The 12,069-nt window shown below is 61.1% G+C and carries 8 protein-coding genes; 3 read left to right on the forward strand and 5 right to left on the reverse strand.

Translation table 11 applies throughout. The features are described from left to right. The first annotated feature begins 161 nt into the window (after positions 1-161). Together PP1Y_RS25125 and PP1Y_RS25130 are read left to right on the forward strand one after the other, a co-directional pair. Positions 162-1,222 (forward strand): IS630 family transposase gene (locus tag PP1Y_RS25125; RefSeq protein ID WP_085999997.1). Its coding sequence is split into 2 segments (ribosomal slippage): positions 162-654 and positions 654-1,222, totalling 1,062 coding nucleotides; the frame shifts between segments, so codons are not numbered across the junction. 575 nt (positions 1,223-1,797) lie between these two features. Beyond that, the gene (locus PP1Y_RS25130; RefSeq protein WP_148274771.1) at positions 1,798-2,937 is read left to right on the forward strand and encodes a PrpF domain-containing protein; all 1,140 of its coding nucleotides are present in this window, start codon (positions 1,798-1,800) and stop codon (positions 2,935-2,937) included. Positions 2,938-3,086: 149 nt separating this feature from the next. Here the strand turns inward: PP1Y_RS25130 and PP1Y_RS01140 are convergent, their stop codons facing one another. Genes PP1Y_RS01140 through PP1Y_RS01150 form a run of 3 tightly spaced genes read right to left on the reverse strand, consistent with a single transcriptional unit; the run spans position 3,087 to position 9,194 of the window. Continuing rightward, on the reverse strand, positions 3,087-4,829 hold the full coding sequence (locus PP1Y_RS01140) for a CocE/NonD family hydrolase (protein ID WP_158511816.1): 1,743 nt from the start codon (positions 4,827-4,829) through the stop codon (positions 3,087-3,089). Positions 4,830-4,878: 49 nt separating this feature from the next. Next, the gene (locus PP1Y_RS25940; protein WP_041558146.1) at positions 4,879-6,414 is read right to left on the reverse strand and encodes an alpha/beta hydrolase domain-containing protein; all 1,536 of its coding nucleotides are present in this window, start codon (positions 6,412-6,414) and stop codon (positions 4,879-4,881) included. Positions 6,415-6,416: 2 nt separating this feature from the next. After that, on the reverse strand, positions 6,417-9,194 hold the full coding sequence (locus tag PP1Y_RS01150) for a TonB-dependent siderophore receptor (protein ID WP_158511817.1): 2,778 nt from the start codon (positions 9,192-9,194) through the stop codon (positions 6,417-6,419). Positions 9,195-9,608: 414 nt separating this feature from the next. On the opposite strand from PP1Y_RS01150, the gene PP1Y_RS01155 reads away from it, so the two are divergent. Beyond that, positions 9,609-9,977 (forward strand): hypothetical protein, encoded by a 369-nt coding sequence (locus PP1Y_RS01155; RefSeq protein ID WP_041558148.1) that lies wholly within the window; start codon positions 9,609-9,611, stop codon positions 9,975-9,977. 9 nt (positions 9,978-9,986) lie between these two features. Here the strand turns inward: PP1Y_RS01155 and PP1Y_RS01160 are convergent, their stop codons facing one another. Both PP1Y_RS01160 and PP1Y_RS24525 read right to left on the reverse strand, forming a co-directional pair. Further along, on the reverse strand, positions 9,987-10,646 hold the full coding sequence (locus PP1Y_RS01160; RefSeq protein ID WP_232512359.1) for an IS6 family transposase: 660 nt from the start codon (positions 10,644-10,646) through the stop codon (positions 9,987-9,989). A gap of 327 nt (positions 10,647-10,973) precedes the next feature. After that, positions 10,974-12,008: an MBL fold metallo-hydrolase gene (locus tag PP1Y_RS24525; protein WP_051009911.1), complete on the reverse strand. Its 1,035-nt coding sequence runs from the start codon at positions 12,006-12,008 to the stop codon at positions 10,974-10,976. Between the last annotated feature and the right edge of the window lie 61 nt (positions 12,009-12,069).

Genomic DNA, 12,069 nt, shown 5'->3' on the forward strand with positions numbered 1-12,069 from the left:
TCGTGCATGGTTCGCCCTCGCCTAAGCATGGGGATAGGCGCCGGCCCGTCCGGCGTAACCCCCGTTTCCTGCTTATACCAAAACCTGTGGAATCTGACTCACGGCGGGTTTCCGGTTCGATCGTGACATGATTCACCATGGCAAACTGTTGGAGGTTTGCGATGGCGGCGGCGATCAAGTTGCGGGAGGATTTCAGCGCAGGACAGGTTCGGGCTGCGGCGCGGAACAGCAAAGATGCGGCCCAGGTCCGCCGGTTGCTGGCGTTAGCGACAATCCTGGAGGGTGGCAGCCGCAGCGATGCGGCTCGGATTGGCGGGGTGACGCTGCAAATCGTGCGGGACTGGGTGCTGCGCTTCAACGCACAAGGTCCTGACGGACTGGTGACGCGAAAGGCACCGGGGCCCGATACGATCCTTGACGATAGTCACCGCCGGGCTCTGGAGGAAATCATCGAGGCGGGCCCCATTCCTGCGGTTCATGGCGTGGTTCGTTGGCGTATCATCGATCTCGTGCAGTGGCTGTGGGACGAATTCCGCCTGTCGATCAGCAAGCAGGCACTGGGCCACGAACTGCGCACCATGGGCTACCGCAAGCTCTCGGCACGGCCGCGCCATCGGGGACAGCGGCCGGAAGACATTGCCGCTTTTAAAAAGCCTTCCCCACCCGTCTGGCGCAAATCCGCAAAAGCCTGCCCAAAGGCACGCCCATAGAGCTGTGGTGGCAGGATGAAGCCCGGATCGGCCAGAAGACGCAGATCACCCGCCGCTGGGCCAAGCGAGGCACAAGACCTGTCGCGCCGCGGGACCTGCGCCGGGCATCGGCATGGATATTCGGTGCGATCTGTCCGGCCGAGGGGAAAGGCGCCGCGCTGGTCATGCCTCGCTGCAACAGCGAGGCCATGGACATGCATCTGGCCGAGATCAGCAGCCAGGTCGCGCCCGGTGCCCATGCCGTCATCCTGCTCGATCAGGCCGGATGGCATCTATCGGGAACGCTCGCCGTCCCACCGAACATCACCCTCCTGCCGCTGCCGCCCAAGTGCCCGGAGCTCAATCCGGTCGAGAACGTGTGGCAGTTCATGCGTGAAAACTGGCTCTCCAACCGCATCTTCACGTCCTACGACAACGTCGTCGATCACTGCTGTCATGCCTGGAACAAGCTCACCGACCAGCCATGGCGCATCATGTCCATCGGATTGCGGAAATGGGCCCATGGGTTCTGATCAGAGAGTCTTGGTATTACTCCGAGGGCGGGCCAACTTCACCGCACGAACATACGGTCTAGGGGCTACTCAATTATCTTCGCGCGGTCGTTTAGTTGGCTGCCCTCAGCTGCCATTCCTGCCAAAGCCCCGTTTCCTCATCGCATTCCAATGAGATATCCGAGCAATCAGCATTTTTGCTGGCCACCCCGCATCTTCGCAAGAGCCTCCCAGACTACCGAAGGTGTAGGCACGCGCTGACAAGCCACGATATCGAGACGGGAATTCAATGACAGCGGGCATAGGTGTATCGCAGCAATTAGGTAATGATCGGCCTCAGAGATCAATAAGCCTGAAATGGCGAAGCGGTGAACGGCAATCAATTGCGACCCTGCTTTACATCGCACATTCACCGGTTTGTACACCATTAATCCTGTAATTATGTGGATACGATATAATTCGATCCCGACGCTACATTAACAGATTGACGTTTTAAATTCGAACTTTCTTGATTTGAATTATTATTGATAATGTATAATTTCGGTCATTTTTTTAACATGCATTGCGCATAAACAAAATCTAAAGGTGAATCGTTAATGACGTCCATCACGATGCCCAAAAAAGTACCCGCAGTATTCATGCGCGGGGGAGCTGGTCGGGGCATATTCTTCCACGAGCGCGATATCCCTGCCCCGGGACCAGAGCGAGATCACATTTTTCTTTCAGTGTTGGGAAGTCCTGATCCATTCGGACGCCAGCTGAATGGAATGGGCGGCGGGAACTCCTCTCTTTCAAAAGTAGTTATCGTGCGCACTGCCGCCGACACCGAAGTAGACGTCGAGTATCTTCACGGTCAGGTTTCGCTGTCGTCTGCCATCGTGGATTACAGCGCGAACTGCGGCAACCTCTCCGGGGCCGTCGGGCCTTTCGCCGTTAGCGAAGGACTGGTCGCGCTGAAGGAAGGCATAACTGTTGTCCGCATGCGCAACCTCAACACTGGAGACATTGTGCACGCACATGTCCCGGTTGAACATGGCGATTATCCCAATTCCGGTCGCTACGCCATTCCGGGCGTAGGCGGGGCAAACGCTAAGGTCGCGCTTGAATATCTTATGCCTGGCGGAGGGTGCATCTTGGCCACAAATTCGGCGCGTGAAACGATTAGTGGTGTCGATGTAACATTAGGACTGTCGCCTTTGGCCACAGTGTGGACTCACGGACCGCAGATCAATTTCCCCACCTCCTTGTCACCGCAAGAAATCGATTCCGATCTGCGGATCATGTCCAGCTTGGACCACTTGAGGCGTTTGGGCGCTGTGCGAATGAGGCTAGCCGACAGCCTAACAAATGCTAACCTAGCCAGCCCTAAAATTGGTATTGTAAGCCCTCCGACAGACTATGTAGCGCTCGATGGAAAGTCTATTTCGGCCGATGACTTCGACATTTCAGCCCGCGTCCTGTCAATGGAGATGGTCCACAAGTCTATTCCTTTAGCTTGTGCAATGAATCTAGCAGCGGCCACGTGCATCGAGGGTTCCGTGCCGTTTGAAATGGCCAAGCGTAGCGCGCCAGGCGAATTCCGCATCGGCACGCCATCCGGTGTATTGAATATTCGCGTGGTCGTGAAGCCAAATGCGACCGGCTTTCCATACCTGGCTCGCGTCGGCGTAGATACGTCGGCGCGACGATTAATGGAAGGGTACGTATTTTATGATCCAGCGGAAACGTCGGCTTAAAGATTTACCGGTTCAGCGGGTTCTGTCGCAAACTTTGGCCGACTGATCGGCCCCGGCTTCACGCAAAAGGCCCGGCGCACCGTGGTGTGCCGGGCCTTTTCATGTGTTGCGCCGCCGCTCGCCTCCTGCCGGGTGACGAGCAGTCGCGTTCAGGGCACGATAGGCAGGATGACCTGGCTGTCCTGCCCCTTGCCTCCCAGCACGGTTATTACGGGCGACGTTTCCGGCGTGCGCACGCGCTCACGGTGATCGGCGCCGGTAACACTAACCTGGATCCGGTGGCCCTTCTTGAACACCCATGAGGTGGGCATCATGGCAAACTGCAGCTGGACAGCCTCGCCCGCAGGCACCGGGACTGCATCCTCGGCGTAGGAACGATGCCAGGGAACGCCCGCCGGAAGCTGCCAGGGCGCCTTGTCGAGCTTACGCAGTGACGCCTTAAGGCGCCCCTCTGTCACGACACGCACCGTCCCGTCAGGCGCGACATCTTCGAGATAGGCAAAGACGTTCGCGTCCGGCCCGTCGAGCTTGACCCACATCGACACTTCGGGATCGCCGGTCACTTCGGTGTCTTGCTCCACCGGCGCGGTGGCGAATGCCGGACCGGCGCCATCGACATGGCAGGGCTGCACCTGCGATCCGCTGCCCGCATCCGGGCATTTCACCGAAAAGTCCGCCTTGAAGCTGACCGCGGTGCGCGCGGGAGTGGCGGTCGCCAGCTTGCCCTTGGCGAAGTGGTAGGTTGCCGGTTTCACGCCTGCCACCGGCCACGCCGCGCTCGATCGCCACTGGCGCCCTTCCGGCGCGTTCATCGTGAAGTAGTGGATCGGGGCCTGCGCACCGACGCCCGTATCGATTCCCTTGAGATATCGGTCGTAGAACCGATGCATCTCCTGCAACAACGCGAAGTCGTTGTTGTCGCAGTGCTTCCAGGGGCCGATGACGAGCCGCGATCCCGGCAGGTTCATGCGCGCGATCATGCCCTGGTCCCGAAGTTCATCGAACCAGCCGCCCTGGATATAGACGGGTACGTCGGCCAGCAGCATCTGCTTGGCATAGCTGGAGATACTGCCTTCCGCCCAGAAGCGGCTGCCGACCGCGGCGGAGAAGCTGTCACGGTAGGGCAACTGCTTCCACATGTCGAACAGGCGAGTGGACTCCTGGTGCTCCCGGGCGGCCTGGGCCAGCAGCGTCTTGTCTTCGTCGCCATCGACCGGGCTGACGGCCATGTCCTGCTCGATGCTGCGCGTGGGGCCGGTGCCCCACTGCGCGAAGATGCCGCCACGGCGGAAGGCGTCGTACTTGTTCCAGGAAAAGCATCCGGCCCACACCGCCTTGAGCGCGGGCGGGCGCATGGTCAGCGTGTGCATCGCCGCATCGCCGGTGTTGGAGCAGCCGTATACGCCGACCTTGCCGTCGGACCAGTCCTGCCGCGACAGCCAGTCCACCATGTCGAAGGCATCCTGCGCCTCGTTGCGGTCGTGATAGCCGCGCATCGACCCCAGCGACTGGCCGTTGCCGCGCCGGGCGACCTGCACCACCACATAGCCGTAGCGGACCAGTTCCTGCACGCGCCGATAGTCGCTGACGCGCCCGCCGGCGCCGTCGGCGGTCTGCTGCGAGATCGACAGGGTGTGATGCCAGATGACCGGGAAGCGCCCGTCCACCGTCTTGCCGTCCTTGCCGGGGCGATCGACCCGCACGGCCAGCCGCACGCCATCGCGCATGCGCACGTAGCTGGATGAGCTGACGATATCCGCATACTGGACCGCAGGCGCGTAGTTGCCGAAAGTCGACGGGACCGGCGCAGGCGCCAGCACAGGTTCCTGCGCATTGGCGGCCTGCGCAGCCAGCTGCATTGCGCCAAGGGCCAGGGGGGCAAGCACCTTCATCGTATATCTCCAGCTCTGTTCCGTCTCGCGCAGCAATCCCGCGCGGGGGTCAGGGGGCCTCGAAGGCCGTGAGCGAGCGGCTGCGCGCACGCATCTTGAGGTCTCGCGCATCGCTTTCGAGCAACCAGCGCGCGGACACCAGCGCATCGACCGCAGCGTCGAACTCGCGCAGATACTCAGCCCGCGAGGTATAGAGCGAGACCAGATCCTCGTGCGGCAGGTCGTTGCGAACGAAAATCGGACGCCCCTTGGCGGGGAAGCAACCCGGCTTGTCGGTACCCTTGTACGGTCCGTAGCCGGCCAGCGGTACAACGAATTCGGCTGCACGCACCCCGCCCAGCGGATTGCCCGCCGCATCGCGCGCGATCTTGTCGCCATCGCGTACCAGCGGCGCGATGTGGGGCGGCTCCACCCCGTCCAGCACCCAGTGCCGCAGAGCATCGAGCGAAGCGCGGATATAGGCGGGATGATCGACATCGCTGAGCGGTGCCGAACACGGCTCGTCGGTCGTCTCGCCACGCACGGCATCGAGCGGATAGCCCTTCGCCGCCAGTTGAGCGAGGTTGGGCCGCTCGCTGCGCGGCTGGCGCGGGTCGGTCATGCTGGACGAGTGGATCGTACCGCCCATCTCGTAGAGGCGGTGCCCGCCCGCTTTGCCCTCCCGGTCGGGCACTTGCGGTCCCGGTCCGGTCGCGGCTTCGAATTCGCTGAGGAACTCGATCACCGGCACGTCGATCGTGCGCAAGGTGCGCCTGGGATCGGCGTTCGCGGTTTGCGGTTCCTCGGAATTGAGCGGGACGTACCCGCCCCCGTTCCAGCGCGACGAAATCCCGATGAGATAGCCATCGAACACAGGCTTGCCGCCGGGCAGTCTGGCCCGGTCGTGGAAGCCCTCGTTGATGAAGGTGCGCTGGATGCTGCCGGTGAATGACCAGCCGCCCACCAGCATGGCCTTGACCGGCCAGCCCTTCAGCGGATTGTCTTCGCGCTCGCTGCGCAGAAGCTTGCCGATCGAGGCCATCACGTCATACGCGATGCCATCTTCCTGCGGCCAGGACAGCGGCGCGTAACGCACCGGATCAAACCACTTGGTGACCTGGCTCTGCGCGGTAGGTGCCGGCCCTTCGGCGGAGATGCGCCGGCTCGGCCTGTCGTCGGAAATGGCCGCTGCAACGTAAACGTCGCCCTGCCCCATCATGTAGCGCCCGGTGGTGAGCCAGTGCGTGGTGCCGCCCTGCGAGGGGTGGATCGGCTCGAAATGCACCACGCCGCTGAACCGCGAGCGATCTGCCGGGCGGCGCACGATGATGCGGGTAGTATAGGCAATACCGGTCTTGTCCGGCACCGCGCCCTTTTTGGCGCGGCGATAGGAATCCGCCGTGCCGGCAAGGAAATACTCTTCCTCGACGTAGCCATAGGCTTCGAGGTCGATCGACAACGTTGCCCCCGGGACATCCGAAGCGCCGAATATCCGCGAGCTTTGCGTCACGGCGATCGGGTCGGAGATCTCCCCGATCCCGGCAAAAGCCGGAACCGGGGAGGTCAGGAGAGCTAGGGTAAGCAGGCTGGCCGTTGCCGCCCGCACGATCAGAACTCCTTCGAGAGCGAGAACGACACCAGGCGACCGATGGGGTTCGCGACCTGGGCATCGAAGCCGCCGCCGCCGCCATTGCCGATGGGTGCGATATCGACGTAGGGCGGGTCCTGATCGAACAGGTTCTGCACATCGATACCCAGGCGGATGCCTTCGGTGCCGTAGATCCCGGTCTTGCCGAGATCGAACGAAAGCTGGGCATCGATCGTGGTATAGGCCTTGATGCGCTCGGCCGGCGAGAACAGCGTATTGTTGTAGCCGTTCGCGTAGTTCACGGTCACGCCGGCGGACAGCCAGTCGTTGCTGTAGTCCAGCGATCCGCGCATGCGCAGCTTGAGCGGATAGTCGATGTTGTTGACCTGCTCGATCAGGTCCGACGTCGGGGTCAGCGCGCTCTTGTAGGTGAAGAAGCGGATACCGCCCAGCGTGACGCGCACCTTTCCGTCCGCACCGACGTCGAAGGGAACCGACAGGTTGAAGTCGATGCCGCGCGTGATCGTGGTGCCCTGATTGCTGGGACGGCCATCGACGAAGACCACCGAGTCCAGCGCCGTTTGCGTGGTGCCGCCGTTGACGCGATACCCTTGCGAGACGAGATCGGCGATGCGGGCCTGGGCAGCGGCGCCGCGCAGGATGATCGACGTGAACTGGTCTTCCTGGCGCAGCACGTTGCGGTTGGACAGGAACCCGTTGATCTGCCCCTTGTAGACCAGGTCGAAGTAGTTGATGCCCAGACGCGCGCCCGGCTTCCACGCCGGGGTGTAGTCGAAGCCCAGCGAGTAGGTGCGCGAGGTTTCCGGCTGCAGATCAAGGTTGCCGCCCGAAAGCGCAACGCCCAGGATCGTGGCTCCCGCGCCGTTGCTCGCGGTGGGATCGTAGTACGACTGGATGAATAGCTGGCTGCCACCGGCGCTGACCAGGCGGGTCAGTTCAGGCGCGCGGAACGACTTGCCGTAGCTGCCGTGGATCTTGAAGTCGTTGATCGGCTCCCAGTTGAAACCGAACTTCGGGTTTTTGGTCGATCCCACGTCGCTGTACTTGTCGATGCGGCCGGCGATATCCAGCGTCAGGCTCTGGAAGCCGGGCATCGCGTTGTCCGGGCCGAAGATCGGGATCAGCAACTCACCATAGGCGGACTTCACGTTGCGGCCCAGGCGCTGGTCGGTGCCGGTCTGCGCGCCGGCTGCGCCGCGGATCTGGCCCGTGCGCAGCTTCAGCTTGAAGTATTCGGCACCCACCGCGATCTTGACCGGGCCGCCGGGCAGCGTGAACAGCGTGCCGTCGACCGCCGCCTTGAAGTTGGTGAACTTGCTGCGGCCATCGGTATCGGTGAGGTTGTCGAAGATCGACGAAAGTACCGCCGGATCGTTCACACCCGTCGCGAACGGGTTGAACGCCGTGGCGGGATCGCTGCTGGCAAGCGCGGCCACGATGTTGGCGTTATTGATGTTGCCGCCGCGCGAATAGACGTGGTCGTGGTTGTAGCCATAGGTGCCGTAGGCATTGAGGTGGAAATCCGAGAACAGTTCGGCATCCAGCCCCAGGGTGCCCTGGATCGTCTTGGAGACGATCTTCGAGGTGTTCTGTCGACCATCGTTGGCGAACGAATACTGCACCGTTTCGCACAGCGCTCCGGCGGGAGCCTTTGCGCTGGCCGGGCACGGCGAAAGCACCGCACCGGCAGGCGCCACGAAATAGTAGTTAGAACTGGGAACGGTCAGGTTCGTCGTCGCGGGCGGCGACATGCGAAGGCCGTCGCGGCGATTGGCATAGGCATCGGCGAAGATCTTGATGCCGTCGGTCACTTCCTGATCGAAGGTCAGGGCAATCGCGTTGTTTTCCTGCTGCGGCAGGAGATCGCCCAGCTTAACGTTGTCGCAACGGTTCTGCGTGCCGGCAATCAGATTGGTCGGCGTGGCGCCGCCTTCGGGGATGGCGTAGTTCTGGCCACCGGCCACGATGTTGCCAGGCGCGCACTGCACTTCGCGATAGTCTGCCCCACCGCGCGAAGTCTGGTCGGCGGCGTAGAAATCGCGGTCCATGCCGCTGAGGCTGGACTTGAACAGGTGCTGGAAGGTCAGCGTAACCTGGCCACTGTCCCAGGTATGGCCGGCAATCCCGCCGATCTGGAAGTTGTGGTAATCGTCGGCCATGCCGTAGCGGGTGTTGACCTTGAGGCCATCGTAGCCGCGCTTCATGATCAGGTTGGCAACGCCGGTCACCGCGTCCGAGCCATAGATGGCCGAAGCGCCGTCGGCGATCACTTCGATGCGCTCCAGCGCCAGCGCCGGGATGGTGGACGGATCGACCGTGGCGCCGGTGGTGCCCTGCGGCACGGCGCGGCGGCCATTGATCAGGGTAAGCGTGGCATAGGGACTGACGCCGCGCAGGTTGATGGCGTTGCCATAGACGATGTTGCCCGCACCGCCCGCACCGGTGCGCGAGGCATCGGACACACCGTAGTTGAAGATCTGCGGCATTTCCTTGAGGATGTCCGCCGTGGAGACCGACGGCGAATTCTCGAGCTGCTCGGAACCGATCGCGATCAGGCTGGAACCGACAGGAGCAACGCCGCGAATGCTGGTGCCGGTCACAACGATTTCGCTTCCGGCCACATCAGCGTTTTCGGCTGTATCACCTTTTGTCGCGTCCTGCGCGTGGGCCGCGAGCGGAAAAAGACCTAAGGCCAGCGCGGAAAGACCCGTGAGAAGCTGCGCCCGCGTTTGGACGTAGCGTGCACCACGGTGCATGGAACTTGACGAATTGCGCATCAGTATCCTCCCTCCTGCCGCGCGGCTCCTGCCGCTACGGGTAAGCCTGTCGGCGAACCGTGACGGCTCGCAAGCGCTTTCAATCAGCGCCTTGGCATTCTCCTTGTACCCGTCCTCCATTCGGCGCAATCAAAAAATGAACAACGAAATTATCGATAATTTTATAGACGTTTATTGTGCCCATTCGAAAGACGGCAAGGCCGGCACGGTGCCATCGCGCCATGCAAATGGATTTCCAAAAACATCGAATTTCCGCCATTTTTACATGCCCAGCTATGCGCGGAAGGCCACTGCCGCGGGCAACAATCCAAATTCAGTATCGGGCGATGCCCAGCACGCATTCGTGGGCGATGACTGCCGATGCTCTATTTGCGCAAGGCCCCCGAAGGCCATGGAAAGAGGAGAGACAGACACATGGGTATTGCGATTCGCTATAGCATTTTTGCCGCCAGCATCCTGTCTGCCACTGTCGCACAGGCCGATGGCATCGCACCGCGCAAATCCAATCCCCACGAAGATGCCGCGCAGGTCGGCGTTCACATGCGTGCGGCGCGCCGGATCGCAGAGGAAGACCTTGCGGCGCACTTTCGCTGGCGCTGCCTGACCAGCCCGCTCGATCCGCAGATCGTGGCGGGCGTGCAGCACGAGGGCCTGGTCCCGCCGGCAAGGGAGTTCGACAATCTCTATTCGGTCGGCCAGAACGCGGTGTCGTCCCACGTCATCGATACCGGCGCAGGCCGGTTCTGTCGCAAACTTTGGCCGGCCGTGCGGCTTGCTCTTTGACTTTGTATTTCAGGCTGCAAGGCTGTCGAACTGATCTGCGAAGGACGGATTGCGGGCGTCGTTGGCAGGTATCATCTGGCCCTTGCGGATCATGTGAATGAGTTCGATGCCTTCGAGGATGACGCCAGCGGTGGCTTGGGACTTGAAACCGAGCATGGGCCGGATGCGGCGCTTGATGCGCCGGTGGTCCTGCTCGATCCGGTTATTCATGTATTGGCTCTGCCGGACCTTGAGCGGCTCGGCCTTCGACCGAGTTCGCATCCTGACTTCGGCATGGCATGTCCGCGCAGCTTCCAGATTAGTCTGGCTGCCGTCGATGGTCAGCTGGACGGGCAGGCCGTGGCGCTTGTAGGCCCTTCGGAAGAAGCGCTTCGCATCCCTGAGATTGCGCGTGTTCGAGAACAGGAAATCGACTGTGGCGCCCGATTTGTCGATCGCCCGGTAAAGGTACATCCACTCGCCCTTCACCTTGATGTAGGTCTCATCGAGGTTCCATTTGCTAGTCACCGACCGCTTGCGAGCGTTGAACGCGTCCAGCAATTGTGGCGTATAGTGCAGTACCCAGCGGTGGATCGTCGAATGGTCGACCGCCACGCCGCGCTCGGCGATCATTTCCTCGAGATCCCGCAGGCTCAACCCGTAGGCCAGGTACCAGCGTACGCACAGCATGATCAGCGAGCCCTCGAAATGGCGACCCTTGAACAACAATCTCTTCCCCGATGCCGAAACTGCGCCAACTATCTCACATCACGCCAAAGTTTGCGACAGAACCATTGGACTTCCCCATCGTCGTCTCCTGTCCTCAAAATTAGGATAGAAGGCGTCCAGAAATCTAGGGGCAGCCCGCCTGTGTGGAGCGATATGTGCCAGAGGCATGCCGATTCAAAACAAGCCGCTCCGCAAAGTGCGGAGCGGCTAGGGTGGAAAACGTAGATCCGCTGAAAGGATAGAAGCTGAACTATTATACCTATTAGGGCCAGATTTTGTGACGTTGGCTCAGGGGGCAGGCAGATGGTCTACAATAGAGATCATCGAGAGGCGGATCTGATCCACTGCATCCCAGTAACGCGCGACAGCTGCGTTCCCTACGACATATGGGTTACGCTTCTTGGCTGTGCCTCCGATGAGATTTCGGACGTGATCCTCGGTCCCGTCGAAACCGGGATGAGTGGAAATGATGCCATCCGCTCCGGCGGCAGCAGCAATTTTCTGAAACCGGCGCATTTCTTTGCCGTAGACGCGCAGGCCTGGACCCGCTGAAGATGGCTCAACGTTCAGTGGCAGTCCGAACCCGCCGAAAGCGGCCATGACGTGCTTCTGACCTCGATCTGTAACCGGGACCACCAGCGAGACCGGACCGGGCGTGTGTCCTGGCGTAACGTAGAGAGTCATAGTCTGACCGCCCAGACTTAGCTTCTGGCCATCGGTGACGACCATGTCACGCGCGGGTGGGGGGGCATTCGACCGAACGTTCCGGTACATTAAGTCCCAATCCGCGGCACTTGACAGTACATGAGTTCCGTACTTCTGTTGGAAGTATTTCGCACCGCCAAAATGATCCCCATGTCCGTGACTGATGATAATGTATTTCAGGTTGCGCGGATCGAGGCCAAGCTTGGCGTAGGCGGGTTCGATGATGTTTTTAGCGTCGTCTTCGTTGTTCATCGCGTCATACTGGATAATGCCGTCCTTGGTGACGAAGATCCAAACGTCCACAAACGCGTTGCCGACCACATATACGCCGTCGAAGACCTTGACTGGACCAACTGCTTCGTATTGCGTCTTTCCCAGCGGCCCGGCCGTGGTGGGATTTGCAGGCAGGATTTTGGGATCTGTTTTCTTGGAGTTGCGCAAGAGGTTGAAGAACTCCCCGACCGTCGTTTGTGGCAGGTCCCGTCCGATCAGATGACGTGCCTTTTCGATGTGGGCGATGGCGTCCGGCGGAAGCGCCTTCATTTCTTGAGCCACAGCCGAGACCGTGCTCCAAGCGAAAGCGAGAGCTGGCAACATAGTCATTGCGATCTTACGCATAAGGCATGGTTCTCCCAGATTTAACGGCCGCCGAAGTGGCTGCCGCCATTAGTGCCAAGGC

Origin of the sequence: Novosphingobium sp. PP1Y, from assembly GCF_000253255.1 — a bacterium.
Lineage (GTDB): Bacteria > Pseudomonadota > Alphaproteobacteria > Sphingomonadales > Sphingomonadaceae > Novosphingobium.